Source organism: Rhodococcus spelaei (assembly GCF_006704125.1).
GTDB classification, from domain to species: domain Bacteria; phylum Actinomycetota; class Actinomycetes; order Mycobacteriales; family Mycobacteriaceae; genus Rhodococcus_G; species Rhodococcus_G spelaei.
Window position 1 is genome coordinate 248,556 of sequence record NZ_VIGH01000008.1, and the last position, 18,676, is coordinate 267,231.

The following is an 18,676-nucleotide window of genomic DNA, read 5'->3' on the forward strand; positions in this document are numbered from 1 at the left end:
CGTGCCCGGCCCCGTCGAGGACGCGGTGCTCACCGCCCTGCGGGTGGCTGTCGACGCGTCCGAGCAGGTGCGCGGCACCACCAGCCCCAACCCGCCCGTCGGTGCGGTGATCCTCGACGCCCACGGGGTGATCGCCGGGGTCGGAGCCACCACGCCCGTCGGTGGCCCGCACGCGGAGGTGATGGCGTTGCGCGCCGCGGGTGCCCGCGCTCGCGGTGGCACCGCGGTCGTCACCCTCGAGCCCTGCAACCACCAGGGCCGGACCGGTCCCTGCGCGCTCGCCCTCGTCGAGGCCGGGATCTCGCGGGTGGTCTTCGCCGCGGCGGACCCCAGCCCGCAGGCGGCGGGCGGGGCGCAGACCCTGCTCGCGTCCGGAATTGAAGTTGTCGCCGGGGTGGGGGCGGACGAGGTCGAGCGCGGCCCACTGCGCGCCTGGTTGCACCGCCAGCGCACCGGCCGCTCGCACGTGACCTGGAAGTTCGCGGCCAGCCTCGACGGGCGCAGCGCCGCCGCGGACGGCACGAGCCAGTGGATCACCGGCGCGGAGTCGCGGGCCCGCGTGCATGCGCAGCGCGCGCGACTCGACGCGATCGTGGTGGGCACCGGGACGGTCCTCGCCGACGACCCCTGGCTGACCGCACGCGATCCCGACGGCGGCCTCGCCGCACACCAACCGCTGCGAGTCGTGGTGGGGGAGAGGGAGATTCCCGCTACGGCCCGGGTCCTCGACGACGCTGCACCGACCCTGCTGATGCGCACCCGCGACCCGCACGAGGTGCTGGCCGCACTCTCCGACCACCCCGACGTCCTGCTCGAGGGTGGCCCGCACCTTGCCGGGGCCTTCCTCCAGGCGGGACTGGTCGACCGGATCCTGGCGTTCCTCTCACCGGTACTGCTCGGTGCGGGCACGGCCGCGGTGGAGGATGCTGGGGTCGGCACCATCGCACAGGCACTGCGGTTCGAGCGGGAGTCGGTCGAGACGGTCGGCACGGACCTGCTGCTGAGCCTCACGCCCGGCGCTTGACGCAGTGATCTTCACCACAACAATGCAGTCACAAACAACAACGCGAGGAGCGGACTGAAGTGTTCACCGGGATCGTCGAAGAACTGGGCGAGATCGTCGCCAAGGAGGACCTCACCGACGCCGCACGATTCACCGTGCGCGGTCCGCTGGTCACCTCCGACGCGTCGCACGGGGACTCAATCGCGGTCAACGGCGTGTGCCTGACCGTCGTCGACGTTTTGGACGGGGACAGCTTCACCGCCGACGTGATGGCCGAGACCCTCAACCGGTCCAGCCTGGGGGCGCTCGAGGTCGGCAGCCGCGTCAACCTCGAACGGGCGGCGGCGCTGAACAGCCGACTCGGCGGACACCTGGTGCAGGGCCACGTCGACGCCACCGGCGAGATCGTCAGCCGGTCGCCCTCGGAGAACTGGGAGGTTGTGCGCATCTCGCTGCCCGCCTCGATCTCCCGCTACGTGGTGGAGAAGGGTTCGATCACCGTCGACGGCGTCTCGTTGACCGTCTCGGCGCTCGGCTCCGACGAGAACGGCGAGTACTTCGAGATCTCGCTGATCCCGACCACCCTGGAGTTGACGGTGCTGGGCAAGGCCGCGCCGGGCACCCCGGTCAACCTCGAGGTGGACGTCATCGCCAAGTACGTCGAACGACTGCAGACCGCCGGCCGGTAGGTCGCGTTTCGGTCCCCGTGCCCGGGGGTCGTACTGTTGAGGTGCACCTTTCCAGGGTGGACGAAGCATTCAAGACTGATGGAGCGCAGCACGTGACCAGGTTCGACAGTATCGAGCGCGCAGTTGCCGATATCGCCGCAGGCAAGGCCGTCGTCGTCGTCGACGACGAGGACCGCGAGAACGAGGGTGACCTCATCTTCGCCGCCGAGAAGGCGACCCCGGAACTGGTGGCCTTCATGGTCAGGTACACCTCCGGGTACCTCTGTGTGCCGCTGGACGGCGACGACTGCGACCGCCTCGGCCTCCCGCCGATGTACTCGTCCAACCAGGACAAGCACGGCACCGCGTACACCGTCACGGTGGACGCGAAGGAAGGCATCGGTACCGGTATCTCGGCGTCGGACCGCGCCGCCACCATGCGACTGCTGGCCGACCCGACCACCGGCGCCAACGACTTCACTCGGCCCGGCCACGTGGTGCCGCTGCGCGCCAAGGAGGGCGGCGTGCTGCGCAGGCCCGGCCACACCGAGGCCGCCGTCGACCTGGCCCGGATGGCCGACCTGCGGCCCGCCGGCGTGATCTGCGAGATCGTCAGCCAGAAGGACGAGGGCCACATGGCCCAGACCGACGAGCTGCGGGTGTTCGCCGACGACCACAACCTGGCGATGATCTCGATCGCCGACCTGATCGCGTGGCGCCGCAAGCACGAGAAGCACGTCGTGCGCATCGCCGAGGCACGCATCCCCACCACCCACGGCGAGTTCAAGGCCGTCGGCTACCAGAGCATCTACGACGAGGTCGAGCACGTGGCCCTGGTCAAGGGCGACATCAGCGAGGGCGACGGCGCCGACGTCCTGGTCCGTGTGCACTCCGAGTGCCTGACCGGCGACGTGTTCGGCTCGCTGCGCTGCGACTGCGGTCCGCAGCTCGACGCCGCGCTGGAGATGGTCGCGGCCGAGGGGCGCGGCGTGGTGCTCTACATGCGTGGGCACGAGGGCCGCGGCATCGGCCTGATGCACAAGCTGCAGGCCTACCAGCTGCAGGACGCCGGATCGGACACCGTCGACGCCAACCTCGAGCTCGGACTGCCCGCCGACGCCCGTGACTACGGCATCGGCGCGCAGATCCTGGTCGACCTCGGCATCAACTCGATGCGGCTGCTGACCAACAACCCGGCCAAGCGGGTCGGTCTCGACGGGTACGGCCTGCAGATCACCGAGCGGGTGCCGATGCCGTTGCGCGCCAACGCCGAGAACCTGACCTACCTCCGCACCAAGCGGGACCGGATGGGCCACGACCTGGTCGGGCTGGACGACTTCGAGAAGGGCGGTGCGGTGTGAGCGGAGAGGGACTGCCCACCCTGCAGTTGGGCGAGGCGAAGGACCTCAGGCTCGCAATCGTCGCCGGATCCTGGCACCCGGAGATCTCCGAGGCGCTGATCGCGGGTGCACGGCGGGTCGCCAAGCAGGCGCAGATCGAGGACGTGACACTGATCCGCGTCGCCGGCGCGATCGAACTGCCCGTCGTGGCGCAGGCGCTGGCCCGCACCCACGACGCAGTCGTCGCGCTGGGCGTGGTGATCCGCGGCGGCACCCCGCACTTCGAGTACGTCTGCGACGCCGTCACCGCCGGCCTGACCCGGGTCTCGCTGGACGAGAGCACCCCGGTCGGGAACGGCGTGCTCACCTGCGACACCGAGCAGCAGGCGCGGGACCGTTCCGGCCTGCCCGGCTCGGTCGAGGACAAGGGCGAGCAGGCGTGCTCGGCGGCGATCGACACCGCCGTCACGCTCAAGCACCTGCGCCGGCCGGGGACCGAACGGTCGGTCCGATGACGGGCTGGGACATGGACGTGCGATCGAGGAAGTCGGCCCGCGTCGCGATGGCCGTGGCCGCCTTCTTCGTGATCGTGTTCGTGGTGCTCGCGCTGTTGTTGCGCAACTCGGCGACCGGTGTGTACTTCCGGGCCGCCGACCAGCTCGCGATGATCGGCATCGGGCTGATCCTCGCCGGCGGTGCGCTGCTGCTGACCCGTCCCCGGCTGCGTGCGAACGCCGACGGCGTGGTCGTGCGCAACGCCTTCGGCGAGCGGTTCGTGGACTGGGACCTGGTGCGCGGCCTGTCGTTCCCGGACGGTGCCGCCTGGGCGCGTATCGACCTGCCCGACGACGAGTACATCCCGGTGATGGCGATCCAGTCGAACGACCGCGAGCTGGCCGTCTCGGCGGTGCGCTCGTTCCGTGCGTTGGAGGCGAAGTACGCGCCGCAGGGCGAGACCGACTAGGCACTCTCGCCCGCCGTCGCGGTGTCGGCGGGGGCGACTAGCCTGGATGACGTGCCCGATCCAGCCACCTACCGTCCCGCCGCCGGAACCATCCCGGTCGCGCCTGGTGTGTACAAGTTTCGCGATCCGCACGGCCGGGTCATCTACGTCGGCAAGGCGAAGAGCCTGCGCAGCAGGCTGAACTCGTACTTCGCGGACGTGGCCTCGCTGCACCCGCGGACCCGCCAGATGGTCACCACCGCGGGCTCCGTCGAGTGGACGGTGGTCGGCACCGAGGTCGAAGCGCTGCAGCTCGAGTACAACTGGATCAAGGAGTTCGACCCGCGGTTCAACGTCCGTTACCGCGACGACAAGACCTATCCGGTGCTCGCGGTGACGCTGAACGAGGAGTACCCGCGGCTGTTCGTCTACCGCGGACCGCGTCGTAAGGGTGTGCGGTACTTCGGGCCGTACTCCCACGCCTGGGCCATCCGCGAGACCCTCGACCTGCTGCTGCGGGTGTTCCCGGCACGCACCTGCTCGGCGGGAGTGTTCAAGCGGCACAACCAGATCGGCAGGCCCTGCCTGCTCGGTTACATCGACAAGTGCTCGGCGCCGTGCGTCGGACGGGTCAGTGCTGCCGAGCATCGCGGCATCGTCGAGGACTTCTGCGACTTCCTCGCGGGCCGCACCGACAAGCTGGTGCGCGAGCTGGAGTCGCGCATGCAGTCCGCCTCCGACGACCTCGACTTCGAGACCGCGGCCCGGCTCCGCGACGACCTGGGGGCGCTGCGGAAGGCCCTGGAGAAGCAGGCGGTGGTGTTCGGCGACGGCACCGACGCCGACGTCGTGGCGTTCGCCGCCGACGACCTCGAGGCGGCGGTCCAGGTGTTCCACGTCCGCGGCGGACGGGTGCGCGGGCAGCGCGGCTGGGTGGTCGAGCGCTCCGGCGACAGCAGCGACGGACAGGACGGCGGCACCGGCCAGGACAGCGGTCAGGACAGCGAATTGGGGGACCTCGTCGAGCAGTTCCTGACCCAGTTCTACGGTGAGCAGGCGGCCCTGACCGACCAGTCGGAGTTGCAGGCGGACAAGGCGACCGTCGTTCCGCGGGAGGTGCTGGTGCCGGTGCTCCCGCCCAACGCTCCGCAGCTGCAGGAGTGGCTCAGCGGTCTGCGCGGGTCCTCGGTGGCGTTGCGGGTTCCCCAGCGTGGTGACAAGAAGGCGCTCGCCGAGACGGTCGAGCGGAACGCGAAAGAAGCTCTGGCGCAACACAAGCTGCGGCGGGCGGGTGACCTCACCTCGCGGTCGGCGGCGCTGCAGGGTATTCAGGATGCGCTGGACCTGGACCAGGCGCCGTTGCGGATCGAGTGCATCGACATCAGCCACGTCCAGGGCACCGACGTCGTGGCCTCGCTGGTGGTGTTCGAGGACGGTTTGCCGCGCAAGTCCGACTACCGGCACTACTCGATCAAAGAGGCCGCGGGGGACGGGCGTTCGGACGACGTGGCGAGCATCGCCGAGGTCACTCGCCGCCGGTTCCTACGGCATTCCTCGGATGCCGCGCCGCTGGCTGTCGTTGCCGCGCCTGAGGATTCGGACGGCGGCGGCGGAGGTGACCTGGCGCCGGAAGCGGCACTGGACCCGCAGACCGGTCGCCCGCGCCGATTCGCCTACCCGCCCAACCTGTTCGTGGTGGACGGTGGGCAGCCGCAGGTGACCGCGGCCGCAGCCGTCCTCGACGAGTTGGGTGTCACCGACGTCGCAGTGGTCGGGCTCGCGAAGCGACTCGAGGAGGTGTGGGTGCCGGGCGAGCCCGATCCGGTGATCCTGCCGCGCACCAGCGAGGCGCTCTTCCTGCTGCAGCGGGTTCGGGACGAAGCGCATCGCTTCGCCATCACGTTCCATCGCAGCAAACGCTCGCGCCGGATGACCGCCTCGGCGCTGGATTCGGTGCGGGGGCTCGGTGAGGCCCGGCGCACCGCGCTGGTCACGCATTTCGGCTCCGTCGCCAAGCTCAAACAGGCGACCGTGGAGGAGATCACGGCGGTGCCGGGAGTCGGTGTCACGACCGCACGGGCGGTGCTCGCAGCCCTCGGTGGTGAAACGAAACCGGCCGGCGAAGGCGATGACACTGTGGCAGACCGCGCGGTAGGGAATGATGAGCGCAGCGCGAAGTCGGGCACATCGATCATCAGCGTGACGGATTGAGGGAGGGCGGGGGCGGAGTGAACGACCGAACCGACGAAGGCGAGACCGGCATCGACGTCGCCCTCGTCACGGGCCTGTCGGGCGCGGGTCGGGGGACCGCGGCGAAGGTGCTCGAGGACATGGGCTGGTACGTCGCAGACAATCTGCCGCCCGAACTGATCTCCCGGATGGTCGACCTCGGGCTCGACCCGGCCTCCCGGATACCGAAGCTCGCGGTGGTCGTCGACGTGCGCAGCCGACTGTTCAGCAACGAGCTCGTCTCGGTGATCAAGGAAGTGGCGGCCAAGACCACTCGGACGCGGGTGCTCTTCCTGGAGGCCACCGACCAGGTTCTGGTGCAGCGGTTCGAACACGTGCGGCGCAGTCATCCGCTGCAGGCCGACGGCGTCGACGGGACTCTCGTCGAGGGCATCGCGGACGAGCGTGCGCGGCTCGCCCCGGTCAAGGCTGACGCGGACCTGGTGATCGACACGTCCGCGCTGTCCGTGCACCAACTGCGCCAGAAGATCGAGTCCGCTTTCGGTGGCGGCTCGGCGCCGTCGGTCGCGGTCACCGTACAGTCGTTCGGATTCAAGTACGGACTGCCGATGGACGCCGACCTGGTGTGCGACGTCCGGTTCCTGCCCAACCCGCACTGGGTGCCGGAGCTGCGCGAGCACACCGGCCAGGAGGCGCCGGTGCGGGACTTCGTACTCGGGCAGGACGGTGCCGAGGACTACCTCGACACCTATCACCACGTGGTCGAGCTGACGACCAACGGATACCGTCGAGAGGGCAAGCGGTACATGACGATTGCGGTGGGATGCACCGGTGGCAAACATCGGAGCGTCGCGATGGCGGAGGCCCTCGCGGGCCGGCTCGCGGGCGACGAGTGCATCACGGTCAAGGTCGTGCACCGCGACCTGGGGCGCGAATGACGGCCGACGACAAGGCGGTCGCAGCGGGTGCGTCCAACGATCGGCAACAGCCGTCGATCGTGGCACTCGGCGGCGGTCACGGTCTCTACGCGACTCTCAGTGCGGCGCGCAGACTGAGCTCCGACGTCACCGCCGTCGTGACCGTCGCGGACGACGGCGGCTCGTCCGGCAGGCTGCGCTCCGAACTCGGCGTGATCCCGCCCGGCGATCTGCGTATGGCGCTCGCGGCGCTGTCCGGACACGAGCCCGCCCGGAGTGGAGCCGGCGGAACGACCCATCCAGACGTGCAGACGTGGACGAAGACCGTCCAGCACCGTTTCGGTGGCACCGGGGCGCTCGCGGGGCACTCGGTGGGCAACCTGATCCTCGCCGGCCTCACCGAGGTTCTCGGCGACACGGTGGCGGCCCTCGACGAGATGGGCCGGCTGCTGCGGATCGAGGGTCGGGTGCTGCCGATGTCCCCGATCGCCCTCGCGATCGAGGCGGACGTGGTGGGCCTCGAGGCGGACCCGAGGGTGAGCCGCTGCATCCGCGGACAGGTCGCGGTCGCGACCACACCGGGCAAGGTGCGTCGGGTGAGGCTGCTGCCGTCGAACCCGCCGGCCTGCGCCGAGGCCGTCGAAGCGATCGACCGAGCCGATCTCGTCCTGCTCGGTCCGGGCTCGTGGTTCACCAGTGTCATCCCGCACGTGTTGGTGCCGGACCTGCTGGCGGCCCTCACCGAGACGACCGCGCGGAAGGCACTGATCCTGAACCTGGCTCCCGAACCGGGGGAGACGGCGGGCTTCTCCGCCGAGCGGCACCTGCACGTGCTGTCCCAGCACGCGCCCGAACTGACCGTCGACGACGTCGTCGTGGATTCGGGGTCGGTCCCCGAGGGCGGTGAACGCGAACACCTGCACCGGGCGGCCCGACAACTGGGTGCCGAGGTCAGCTACGCCGACGTCGCGGAAAGCGGAACAGCCATCCATCACGCGGGCAAGTTGGCCGCGGCACTCGATCGAATCGTGTCCCTCGCAGCGGCGCGGGACCGACAGGCAACACCGGGAAGGGAGACCACTTCGTGGCAATGACAGCGGAGGTCAAGGACGAGCTGAGCAGGCTCGCCGTGACCCAGGTCTCTGCCCGCAAGGCCGAGGTATCGGCGTTGCTGAGGTTCGCGGGCGGACTGCACATCGTCGCCGGTCGGGTGGTGGTGGAGGCCGAGGTCGACCTCGGTTCCACCGCTCGACGGCTGCGCGGCGAGATCTTCGACCTGTACGGGTACGGATCGGACGTGCATGTGCTCGGCGCGGGCGGACTGCGCAAGACCGCCCGCTACATCGTGCGGGTGTCCAAGGAGGGCGAGGCGCTGGCGCGTCAGACCGGACTGCTCGACCTGCGCGGTCGACCGGTACGCGGGCTGCCCGCCCAGGTGGTCGGCGGCAGCGTCGTCGACTCGGAGGCGGCGTGGCGAGGCGCGTTCCTGGCACACGGGTCGCTCACCGAACCGGGCCGGTCGTCGGCGCTCGAGGTGAGTTGCCCGGGGCCGGAGGCCGCGCTGGCGTTGGTCGGCGCGGCGCGCCGACTCGGCGTGGCGGCCAAGGCCCGCGAGGTGCGTGGCAGCGACCGGGTGGTGGTGCGGGACGGCGAGGCCATCGGCGCGCTGCTGACGAGGATGGGCGCCCAGGACACCCGGCTGGTCTGGGAGGAGCGCCGGATGCGGCGTGAGGTCCGGGCCACCGCGAACCGGCTGGCGAACTTCGACGACGCGAACCTGCGGCGGTCGGCCCGGGCGGCGGTGGCCGCGGCAGCGCGGGTGGAGCGGGCACTCGAGATCCTCGGCGAGGACGTCCCCGACCACCTCGCTGCGGCGGGCAGTCTGCGCGTACAGCATCGGCAGGCCTCCCTCGAGGAGCTCGGTCAGCTGGCCGATCCGCCGATGACCAAGGACGCCGTCGCGGGCCGGATCCGTCGGCTGCTGTCCATGGCGGATCGAAAGGCGAAGGAAACGGGGATCCCGGACACGGAGTCCGCGGTGACCGCGGATCTGCTCGACGAGGCGTAGCGCGGGGAATCGGGAGATGTTCCCGCCGTGGGAGCTGGGTGAGGTGGGGTCAGCGCACTACGCTGTGACGCACATCCGAACGTGCACACGAGAACTGGTCGAAGGGAGCGAATTGTGACAGTCCGGGTAGGCGTGAACGGCTTCGGTCGTATCGGACGTAACTTCTTCAGGGCCGTCGATGCGCAGAAGGCGCTCGGCACCACCGACATCGAGATCGTGGCGGTCAATGACCTGACCGACAACGCAACCCTCGCTCACCTGCTCAAGTACGACTCGATCCTGGGCCGACTGCCGCACGACGTCTCGCTCGAGGGCGACGACACCATCGTCGTCGGCGAGCAGAAGATCAAGGCGCTGTCGCTGCGCGAGGGCCCGTCCGCGCTGCCCTGGGGAGACCTCGGTGTCGACGTGGTCGTCGAGTCCACCGGCATCTTCACCGACGCTGCCAAGGCCAAGGGTCACCTCGAGGCCGGCGCCAAGAAGGTCGTCATCTCCGCGCCCGCCAAGGGCGAGGACATCACCATCGTGATGGGCGTCAACGACGACAAGTACGACGGCAGCCAGAACATCATCTCCAACGCCTCGTGCACCACCAACTGCCTCGGCCCGATCGCCAAGGTGCTCGACGACGAGTTCGGCATCGTCAAGGGCCTGATGACCACGATCCACGCGTACACGCAGGACCAGAACCTGCAGGACGGCCCGCACAGCGACCTGCGTCGCGCCCGTGCCGCCGCGCTCAACGTCGTCCCGACCGGCACCGGCGCCGCCAAGGCCATCGGACTGGTCCTCCCGCAACTGCTCGGCAAGCTCGACGGCTACGCGCTGCGCGTGCCGATCCCGACGGGTTCGGTCACCGACCTCACCGCGAACCTGCGCAAGTCGGCCACCGTCGAGGAGATCAACGCCGCGATGAAAGCCGCCGCCGAGGGCCCACTCAAGGGAATCCTGAAGTACACCGAGGACCCCATCGTGTCCTCGGACATCGTCACCGATCCGCACTCGTCGATCTTCGATGCCGGCTTGACCAAGGTCATCGACGACCAGGCCAAGATCGTAGCCTGGTACGACAACGAGTGGGGCTACTCGAACCGCCTCGCCGACCTCATTGACCTCGTAGGAAAGTCGCTCTGATAACTGTGACAGTAAAGACACTCAAGGATCTGCTGGACGAGGGCGTCACGGGCCGCACCGTGCTGGTGCGCTCGGACCTCAACGTCCCGCTGGACAACGGCACGATCACCGATCCGGGCCGCATCATCGCGTCCGCGCCGACCATCCGTGCACTGGCCGAGGCCGGCGCCAAGGTGATCGTGATGGCGCACCTGGGCCGTCCCAAGGGGGAGGTCGTCGCGGCGCTCTCCCTGGCCCCGGTCGCCGCGAAGCTGGGCGAGGTGCTCGGACGCAACGTCCAGCTGGCGGGCGACGTCGTCGGTCAGGACGCGCTGGCGCGTTCGGAGGGTCTCACCGACGGCGACGTGCTCCTGCTGGAGAACATCCGTTTCGATCCGCGTGAGACCAGCAAGGACGACGCCGAGCGGCTCGCGTTGGCGAAGGCGCTCGTGGAGCTCACCGACATGAACGGTGCGTTCGTCTCCGACGGCTTCGGTGTGGTGCACCGCAAGCAGGCGTCGGTCTACGACGTCGCGACGCTGCTGCCGCACTACGCGGGCACCCTGGTCGCCACCGAGGTCGAGGTCCTGCAGAAGCTGACGCAGGAGTCGGAGCGGCCGTACGCGGTCGTGCTCGGCGGCTCGAAGGTCTCGGACAAGCTGGCCGTGATCGAGGCGTTGGCCACCAAGGCCGACACCCTGGTCATCGGCGGCGGCATGTTCTACACCTTCCTTGCCGCGCAGGGGATATCCGTCGGCAACTCGCTGTGCGAGGAGTCGATGATCGACACCTGCAAGGATCTGCTCGAGCGGTTCGCCGACGTCATCCACATCCCGCAGGATGTGGTGATCGCCGACTCGTTCTCCGCCGATGCGGAGTCCAGGACGGTCTCGGCGCTGGATATCCCGGACGGCTGGATGGGCCTCGACATCGGACCGGACTCGGTGGAGCGCTTCGCGGCGATCCTCGGGGCCGCGAAGACGGTGTTCTGGAACGGCCCGATGGGCGTGTTCGAGTTCGCGAAGTTCTCGGACGGCACCAAGGGTGTGGCCGAGGCGATCATCGGTGCGACCGCCAAGGGCGCGTTCAGCGTCGTCGGCGGCGGCGACTCCGCGGCCGCGGTCCGGCTGCTGGGCCTGCCCGAGGACGGCTTCTCGCACATCTCCACCGGCGGCGGCGCCTCCCTCGAGTACCTCGAGGGCAAGTCGCTCCCCGGCATCGAAGCGCTGGAGGCGTAGGCATGGCACGTAAGCCGCTCATCGCCGGCAACTGGAAGATGAACCTCAACCACCTCGAGGCCATCGCCCTGGTGCAGAAGATCGCATTCTCGTTGCCCGCGAAGTACTTCGACAAGGTCGACGTGACGGTGATTCCTCCGTTCACTGACATCCGCAGCGTGCAGACGCTGGTCGAGGGCGACAAGCTCCTGCTCACCTACGGTGCGCAGGACGTCTCGGCGCAGGACTCGGGTGCGTTCACCGGCGAGATCAGTGGTGCGATGCTGGCCAAGCTCGGCTGCACCTACGTCGTGGTCGGACACTCGGAGCGTCGCACGCTGCACGGGGAGACCGACGAGACGGTGCTCGCCAAGACCAAGGCGGCGCTGAAGAACGGGCTCACCCCGATCGTGTGCATCGGCGAGGGCCTCGACATCCGCGAGGTGGGCGAGCACGTGGCGTACAACGTCGCCCAGCTGCGGGGCTCGCTCGCCGGTCTGTCCGCGGACGAGATCTCGAAGATCGTCGTCGCGTACGAGCCGGTGTGGGCCATCGGCACCGGTCGCGTCGCCTCCGCGGCGGATGCGCAGGAGGTGTGCAAGGCGGTCCGCGACGAGCTGGTCGCGCTCGCCTCGGCTGAGGTCGCCGCCGGTGTCCGGGTGCTCTACGGCGGCTCGGTCAACGCGAAGAACGTCGGCGAACTGGTCGCGCAGCCCGACATCGACGGGGGACTGGTCGGCGGTGCCTCGCTCAAGGCCGACGAGTTCGCGACGCTGTCTGCCATCGCTGCGGGCGGTCCGCTGCCGTGATCTGACGATCGCAGAACGAATGCCGGTGGGCACGGGGACCTTTCGAGGATCCCGTGCCCACCGGCGTTTCACGCGGCCGGTGTTCGCGGTTCCCTACGTCGGTGTCGATGCCTCGAGGATCTGCTTCAGTCGGGACAGGTCCTTGACGTTCGCCGTCCGCATGGCCATCGCCATGACCGGTGCCGCAGGCGTCGAGAATTTCCGGGAGGAGTTCGGCGACCTCGTACGTGTCGGTCAGGGTGCGGCCGAGGAACCGCGCGGTGAAACGCGTGCGTGAGGTGGGTGGGGCGAAGGTGCTGACGCTCGACGCGTGATCAGCAGTCGAAGACGGACCAGCAGATGTCGTTCCGCCACCGCTGGTCGTCGAGTACGAGTTCGCGAATCGCCTCCGGGAGCTGGTCGCGCTGCCACTGGCACTCGAGTCGCCCTGCGGCGTCGCCCTCGCCTCCCGGCGCGGCAGCACGTGCCGCCTTGATCGCGTAGGCGGCCGCACCGAGCTCGTGCGCGGCGACGTGCGCGACGGCCCCGGCTTGGCCGGCGGCGTACGCGGCATGGCGCGGCGCCCCGGTCAGGTCTCTCGCCGCGCCCATCGCGTGGCCGCCCGCCGCACGAGCCTGGGTCATCGTGACCTCGCCACGCACCCACGCGCGGGCATGCTCGATCGCCTCACGCGGCCGTGGGTCCTCGGGCCGAGCCGACTCGAAGAGGTCGAGGACGTGCTCCGCGCAGGATGCCGCCCACAGCGCGAGGAGATGGTGGTCCGGATCGGTGAGGGTCCCACCGCGCCGGACCGTCACGAAGCGAGGGTCCCGGACCTTCGGAAGGATCATGGTTCGGCGCCTCTCCGTCGTGCATACGCCCGACAGGCGGGCGCGCGCGAACCAACCATGCCACCACCCTGTCGGGTTGACCAATGCCAGTCGGTCAGTGGCCGGAGGACGTCGGTTCAGTGGCACACGGGCGGTAGCGTGGTGTCCACGATTGCCGCCGATGAGGAGGACGCCACGTGAAGTTCGAGGAGAACCCCGTCGTGAAGAAGCTCGGTGTCGAGATGCTGCGTGCGCACCAGTGGATCTACGAGCGGACAGACGGCCGGATCGGACATCGCCTGCTCGGGGTGCCGTGCCTGCTGCTCGACACGGTCGGCGCGAAGACCGGTCAGGCCCGGGTCAACAGTCTGACCTACGTGCGCGACGGCGACGACTACGTGGTGGTGGCGTCCAACGGCGGTGCGCCGCGGTCGCCGGGGTGGTACTTCAACCTGCGCAAGCGACCCGAGGCCCGGATTCGGGTCGGTACCACGGGAATTGCGGTCACCGCCCGGACGCTCGGTCCCGAAGACGGGGACTACGCCCGACTGTTCGCCGCCGCCGACGCGAACAACGGCGACCGCTACACCGGCTATCAGCGGCACACCGCGCGGCCGATCCCGATTGTGGTGCTGACGCCCCGCTGATCTCGTGCGGTGTGGAGACCGCCTCGGATCACGGGACGTCCCCGTCGGTGTCCGAGCCGTGACTGTCTCTGTCGTTGTGGCCGCTGGATCGGTAGCCACTGAAAGTCGGGTCCCACTTCGCGCGCCATTCACGTAGCTCCGACTCTTCGCGAGCAGTGATGATCCCGTGCAGAATCCCGAACAACTCGTCCAGATGATGCCGGTGATTGACCCGCGGGGTGCGGGTGGGGTCTATGTGTGCCGGCGGGATCCACAGTGTCCGTCCCGCGTACTCCGAATCCGATGGCGCCACCTCGGTTTTCCAGCCACCGGGTCCGTCGTGGATCAGTGCATGGCAGTGGTCGCAGGCGAGGTCCTCGGAGTCGATGTCGGTGCGACCACCTGTGACCCAATCCCGAACATGGTGGACTGCAGTCATACTCGCAGGTGCATCACAGCCGGGGCGGGTGCAACCGCGGGACGCGGCAATGAGGGCAAGGCGCTGATCCGCAGAGGCGAGGCGTTTCTCCCGGCCCAGATGCAGTGGCCTTCCGTTGTGGTCGAAGAGGACGAGCACCGGATTGGCACGTTCGGCCAATCGGAGTGCGTCGGAGACGGGGACGATCCCGCCCGATGCAGTCGTCACCACCCCGGATGCTTGCTCCAACTGCTGCAGCGTCATCGTGATGATCGCAGTCACAGGCAGACCGCGATGACGGCCGAGGACACCGGAGCCGAGCAGGTGTCGGAGTCCGACCTTGAAGGCGTCGTGGTTGCGTTGCGCCGTCGTCCGCGTGTCCCGCGCGGCGGCATGGGCGAGGGCATCACGGTCGACGCGCTCGGATTCGCAGGTACCCGACGGAGAGGCCGGATCGTCGGGATTGTTCATCCCCGGTCGCGCCATCTTCGCCAGCAACGGTTCGAGTAGAGCCCGGGTCTCGGGATCGAGCATCCCGGAGATCGGCGTCATGAGGTCCGCCCGTTGGCGCCCGATGCGCAGGCCCCGTTGGCGTTTGCGGTCGCTTTCGGTGTAGTCGCCGTCAGGATTCAGATAGGCGAGCAGGTCGAGGCCGGCGCGGGTGACGTATTTCGGGTCCGCATGCCGCGCCAACAACGCCAGGATCTGCTCGGCGGCCTCGACTTTCGTGGCGTCGATGTGGGACGGGATCTGTCGCATGACGTCCCGGACCGCCTCGACGTGCGCCCATCCGATCGCCCCGTCGCGGAACGCCTGCGCGGTGTGCGGGTAGTCCGGGGACTGTTCCTCGCCATGGAAGGAATGCCACGTCCCGGTACGTTTCGCTGCGCGCAACCGGACCGTCGCGTCGCCTTCGGAGATCCGGACCGTCTTGACGAGGAACTCGACCGGTGTGATGTCGAACGAGCCAGGCAGGGACCGTTCCGCGGACTCGACGATCACCCGCTGATCGGCTGCGGCGAGCGTGCGCATCGAGGTTTCGATGCGCTGCAGCGCCTCGACGACGTCGTCGTTCGAGAGCCCGGTCAGCCGGTCGGTGAGCAGGGTCTCGACGGCAGCGTCGAGCGCAGTCAGGTGCTCACTCACCCGGCCCGCGTCGACACGGTTCGAAAACATGTTCGAACAATAGCGGAGGGGTCCGACAAGAATTCGTGGATGCGGATGGCTGTTCAGTTCGCGGGCGGGAGCTCGATCGATACATTAATGTATCGAACATGCCGAGGAGTCGAGCGCAGACGAGAGAGCGGCTGCTCGTCGCCGCCCTCGACGTGTTCGCCGACGAGGGATTCGGCCGCTCGACGGTGGAACAGGTCTGTGAGCGTGCGGGATTCAGTCGCGGTGCGTTCTACTCCAACTTCGACTCACTGGACGAACTGTTCTTGGCGATGTGGGAGCAGCGGTCGGCCGCGATGCTCGACGGGATCCGGAATGCGGTCACCACCGCGGAGTCCGACGCCGCCACCGAACCCTTCGATCTCGATCGTGCCGCCGCCCGCATCCTCGCCGCGATCCCCGTCGAGGACCGTTGGTATCGCGTCACCGCCGAGTTCACCGCGCACGCCCTGCGCAACCCGGAGCTGAAGCCTGTGATGGCGGCACGGGAGTCCGCCATCCAGGCGACGATCCTGCCGATCGTCGAGGCCGCCCTCGGTGGTGCAGGACGGGTCGTCACCGATGCGCAGGCACTCTGCCGTGCACTCGTCGCCGTCCACGACGGCACGTCCGTTCAGGTTCTGATGGAACCGGACGACCCCCGGATCACCCGTGCACGTGTCGACCTGTTCGTACACGTGCTCCGCAGTTACAGCGAGAACGATTGAGGTGCAGATGTCCGAGACAGTCGATGTCATCGTGGTCGGGGCCGGGCTCGCCGGTCTGGTCGCCACCTACGAACTGACCAGGGCGGGCAAGTCCGTCCTCGTCGTCGATCAGGAGAACGAGGCCAACCTCGGTGGCCAGGCATTCTGGTCGCTGGGCGGTCTGTTCCTGGTCGACAGTCCCGAGCAACGCCGCATGGGAATCAAGGACTCCTACGAGCTGGCCATGCAGGACTGGCTGGGCAGCGCCGGCTTCGACCGGGAGCGCGAGGACCACTGGGGCCGGCAGTGGGCTCGGGCCTACGTGCAGTTCGCGGCCGGGGAGAAGCGCGCCTACCTGCACGACCTCGGGCTCAAGGTGATGCCGAATGTCGGGTGGGCCGAACGTGGTTCGGGTACGGCCACCGGGCACGGCAACTCGGTGCCGCGTTTCCACATCACCTGGGGTACCGGCCCCGAGGTGGTCCGGGTGTTCCGCGAACCGGTCCTCGAGGCCGCCGGCCGCGGACTGGTCACCTTCAAGCACCGCCACCAGGTCGACGAACTGATCGTCGAGAACGGCGCCGCGGTCGGCGTGCGGGGCACGGTGCTCGAGCCGTCCACGGAGCCGCGCGGGGTCAAGTCGAACCGAAACCCGGCGGGGGAGTTCGAATTGCGCGCTCAGGCGGTGATCGTCACCTCCGGCGGCATCGGCGGAAACCCCGACCTGGTCAAGGCGAACTGGCCCTCCGAGCGCCTCGGCCGGGTTCCCGACCGGATGATCACCGGGGTGCCCGCGCACGTCGACGGCCGGATGCTCGGCATCACCGAATCGGCGGGCGGAAACATCGTCAACCGCGACCGGATGTGGCACTACACCGAGGGCATCGTCAACTGGGATCCGATCTGGCCCGACCACGCGATCCGCATCATCCCGGGCCCGTCGTCTCTGTGGCTCGACGCGACCGGTCAGCGGCTGCCGGTGCCGCTGTTCCCCGGCTTCGACACCCTCGCCACCCTCAAGCACATCCTGGGGACCGGGCACGACCACACCTGGTACATCCTGACGCAGTCGATCATCGAGAAGGAGTTCGCGCTGTCGGGCTCCGAGCAGAACCCGGACATGACGGGCAAGGACCTGAAACTGTTGCTCGGCCGCGTCAAGAAGGGCGCGACTGGCCCTGTGGAGGCGTTCAAGCAGCACGGCGAGGACTTCGTGGTGCGCGACAACTTGCGTGACCTCGTCGACGGGATGAACGCGATCAATCCGGGCCCGCCGCTGGACTTCGAGCAGGTCGAGCGGGAGGTGGTCGCTCGCGACCGCGAGGTGGACAACGCGTACTCCAAGGACATGCAGCTGATGGCGATCAAGAACGCGCGCGCCTACACCCCGGACAAGGTCATCCGGGTCGCCAAGCCGCACAAGCTGCAGGATCCCGCGCACGGCCCGATGATCGCGGTCCGGCTGAACCTGCTGACCCGCAAGACGCTCGGCGGTCTCGAGACGAACCTGGACTCCCAGGTGATACGTCCCGACGGCAGCGCGTTCGACGGCCTGTATGCGGCGGGCGAGGTCGCAGGCTTCGGCGGCGGCGGGGTGCACGGCTACAACGCGCTCGAGGGCACCTTCCTCGGCGGGTGCATCTTCTCCGGCCGTGCGGCCGGCCGTGCACTCGCCCGCGACCTGTAGCGCCTGCGGCAACTGTGCGCGCGGTTCACCCCAACTGGGGTGAACCGCGCGCACAGGCAGCGAAGCTGCTTCTACCCGAGCAGTTTGGCCTTCAGCGCAAGGATGGCCTGCGGGGACAGTTTGAGCCCTTCGGTGAGGTAGCGGTCGACCGTGCCGTAGTCGGCAGTGAGCTGGTCGATACCCGCCTGCAGGAAGCTCGGTTCGACCCCGACCAGCGGAGCCATGTTCGCCGCGGCGTCGCCGAAGATGCGATGCAAGGTCGCGAGACTCGCCGCAATCGAGTCCTTCGTGTACTCGTTGGTGAGCAGGTAGTCGTCCATGATCGTCTTCGAGTCGACCCCGGCGATGGACAGCAGCAGGTAGGACGTCCACCCCGTCCGATCCTTGCCTCCGGTGCAGTGGAAGACCACCGGTCCGGTCGCGGTGGCCATGTCGGTGAGCATCGTCCCGAACTGGGTGCGTACGTCCTCGCCCGTGACGAATTGTCGGTTCATCGCCTGCATGAAGGCACGCGAATCGTCAACAGACTTGATCTGGGACAGCACCGTGGTGTAATCGCCGGCCCCGATCGGCAGGCGGGTGTAGGTGACGCCGCCGGGCAGTACGTCGGGCTTCTTGGTGACCTCGTAGTCCGTGCGCAGATCGAAGACGGTGGAGAGCTTCAGGCCGGTGAGGGTGGCCAGGTCCGCGTCATTGGGCACGATCGCGTTCGCGCGGTAGAATAGTCCCTTGTTCACGTGCCGTCCGGCGAGCCCGGTGTATCCCGGGCCGGTGCCCGCGACGTCGCGAAAGTTGTCGATGCTGGCCAGCCGCGGGGCGTCCGGGGCGGGAGCCGAACTGCCGAGGGCGGCAGAGCCGGAGTCGAGTAGTGCCGTGACCGACGCCGGGAGGGTCGGGTCAGCCTGGGCGACGCCGATGCCACCGATGCTCGGGACCAACGCCGCGCTGGAGATGACGAGAACTCCGGCAGTTCTGGAACGATGAGACATACGTACTCTTTCCGATCGAC

General features: G+C 68.8%; 19 protein-coding genes. 16 read left to right on the top strand and 3 right to left on the bottom strand.

Going from position 1 to position 18,676, the window contains the following annotated elements; translation table 11 throughout:
* The first annotated feature begins 1 nt into the window (after position 1).
* The 13 genes from ribD to FK531_RS22905 all read left to right on the top strand — a co-directional run bounded on the left by ribD (position 2) and on the right by FK531_RS22905 (position 12,545).
* The gene (gene ribD, locus FK531_RS18170; protein ID WP_181763015.1) at positions 2–1,024 is read left to right on the top strand and encodes a bifunctional diaminohydroxyphosphoribosylaminopyrimidine deaminase/5-amino-6-(5-phosphoribosylamino)uracil reductase RibD; all 1,023 of its coding nucleotides are present in this window, start codon (positions 2–4) and stop codon (positions 1,022–1,024) included.
* A gap of 59 nt (positions 1,025–1,083) precedes the next feature.
* Positions 1,084–1,692 carry a riboflavin synthase gene (locus tag FK531_RS18175; protein WP_142101810.1) on the top strand — a complete coding sequence of 203 codons (609 nt, stop codon included), beginning with the start codon at positions 1,084–1,086 and terminating at the stop codon, positions 1,690–1,692.
* Positions 1,693–1,784: 92 nt separating this feature from the next.
* Entirely contained in the window at positions 1,785–3,032 is a 1,248-nt protein-coding gene (locus FK531_RS18180) for a bifunctional 3,4-dihydroxy-2-butanone-4-phosphate synthase/GTP cyclohydrolase II (RefSeq protein ID WP_142101812.1), read from the top strand.
* Positions 3,029–3,526 carry a 6,7-dimethyl-8-ribityllumazine synthase gene (gene ribH, locus FK531_RS18185; protein WP_142101814.1) on the top strand — a complete coding sequence of 166 codons (498 nt, stop codon included), beginning with the start codon at positions 3,029–3,031 and terminating at the stop codon, positions 3,524–3,526. Before FK531_RS18180 ends, ribH begins: the two co-directional genes overlap by 4 nt.
* On the top strand, positions 3,523–3,975 hold the full coding sequence (locus FK531_RS18190; RefSeq protein ID WP_142101816.1) for a PH domain-containing protein: 453 nt from the start codon (positions 3,523–3,525) through the stop codon (positions 3,973–3,975). Before ribH ends, FK531_RS18190 begins: the two co-directional genes overlap by 4 nt.
* A gap of 51 nt (positions 3,976–4,026) precedes the next feature.
* Positions 4,027–6,165, top strand: a complete 2,139-nt coding sequence (uvrC, locus tag FK531_RS18195) for an excinuclease ABC subunit UvrC (RefSeq protein WP_142101818.1) — start codon at positions 4,027–4,029, stop codon at positions 6,163–6,165.
* 17 nt (positions 6,166–6,182) lie between these two features.
* Entirely contained in the window at positions 6,183–7,082 is a 900-nt protein-coding gene (gene rapZ / locus FK531_RS18200) for an RNase adapter RapZ (protein ID WP_142101820.1), read from the top strand.
* Positions 7,079–8,155 carry a gluconeogenesis factor YvcK family protein gene (locus FK531_RS18205; RefSeq protein WP_142101822.1) on the top strand — a complete coding sequence of 359 codons (1,077 nt, stop codon included), beginning with the start codon at positions 7,079–7,081 and terminating at the stop codon, positions 8,153–8,155. The genes rapZ and FK531_RS18205 overlap by 4 nt, the downstream gene beginning before the upstream one ends.
* On the top strand, positions 8,146–9,129 hold the full coding sequence (gene whiA, locus FK531_RS18210) for a DNA-binding protein WhiA (RefSeq protein WP_142101824.1): 984 nt from the start codon (positions 8,146–8,148) through the stop codon (positions 9,127–9,129). The genes FK531_RS18205 and whiA overlap by 10 nt, the downstream gene beginning before the upstream one ends.
* 114 nt (positions 9,130–9,243) lie before the next feature.
* Positions 9,244–10,263 (top strand): type I glyceraldehyde-3-phosphate dehydrogenase, encoded by a 1,020-nt coding sequence (gene gap, locus FK531_RS18215; protein ID WP_142101826.1) that lies wholly within the window; start codon positions 9,244–9,246, stop codon positions 10,261–10,263.
* 5 nt (positions 10,264–10,268) lie between these two features.
* Positions 10,269–11,480, top strand: a complete 1,212-nt coding sequence (locus FK531_RS18220) for a phosphoglycerate kinase (protein ID WP_142101828.1) — start codon at positions 10,269–10,271, stop codon at positions 11,478–11,480.
* Between the two features lie 2 nt (positions 11,481–11,482).
* Entirely contained in the window at positions 11,483–12,268 is a 786-nt protein-coding gene (tpiA, locus tag FK531_RS18225; protein ID WP_142101830.1) for a triose-phosphate isomerase, read from the top strand.
* A gap of 142 nt (positions 12,269–12,410) precedes the next feature.
* Positions 12,411–12,545 (top strand): hypothetical protein, encoded by a 135-nt coding sequence (locus tag FK531_RS22905; RefSeq protein ID WP_290367637.1) that lies wholly within the window; start codon positions 12,411–12,413, stop codon positions 12,543–12,545.
* Between the two features lie 37 nt (positions 12,546–12,582).
* Here FK531_RS22905 and FK531_RS18230 read toward each other — a convergent pair whose 3' ends face one another.
* A complete protein-coding gene (locus FK531_RS18230) occupies positions 12,583–13,098 on the bottom strand; it encodes a putative immunity protein (protein ID WP_142101832.1) in 516 nt (171 codons plus the stop codon).
* Between the two features lie 221 nt (positions 13,099–13,319).
* Here FK531_RS18230 and FK531_RS18235 point away from each other — a divergent pair, with 221 nt between their 5' ends.
* Complete coding sequence (locus FK531_RS18235; RefSeq protein ID WP_142102000.1) at positions 13,320–13,724, top strand: nitroreductase family deazaflavin-dependent oxidoreductase; 405 nt, start codon at positions 13,320–13,322, stop codon at positions 13,722–13,724.
* Between the two features lie 28 nt (positions 13,725–13,752).
* On the opposite strand, the gene FK531_RS18240 is transcribed toward FK531_RS18235, so the two are convergent.
* The gene (locus tag FK531_RS18240) at positions 13,753–15,297 is read right to left on the bottom strand and encodes an HNH endonuclease signature motif containing protein (protein WP_142101834.1); all 1,545 of its coding nucleotides are present in this window, start codon (positions 15,295–15,297) and stop codon (positions 13,753–13,755) included.
* A 98-nt stretch (positions 15,298–15,395) separates the two neighbouring features.
* Between FK531_RS18240 and FK531_RS18245 the strand changes: the two genes are divergently transcribed.
* Together FK531_RS18245 and FK531_RS18250 are read left to right on the top strand one after the other, a co-directional pair.
* Entirely contained in the window at positions 15,396–16,001 is a 606-nt protein-coding gene (locus tag FK531_RS18245) for a TetR/AcrR family transcriptional regulator (RefSeq protein ID WP_142101836.1), read from the top strand.
* A 7-nt stretch (positions 16,002–16,008) separates the two neighbouring features.
* Entirely contained in the window at positions 16,009–17,667 is a 1,659-nt protein-coding gene (locus tag FK531_RS18250; RefSeq protein ID WP_142101838.1) for an FAD-binding dehydrogenase, read from the top strand.
* A 71-nt stretch (positions 17,668–17,738) separates the two neighbouring features.
* On the opposite strand, the gene FK531_RS18255 is transcribed toward FK531_RS18250, so the two are convergent.
* On the bottom strand, positions 17,739–18,656 hold the full coding sequence (locus FK531_RS18255) for a tyrosine-protein phosphatase (protein WP_142101840.1): 918 nt from the start codon (positions 18,654–18,656) through the stop codon (positions 17,739–17,741).
* Positions 18,657–18,676: the final 20 nt, after the last annotated feature.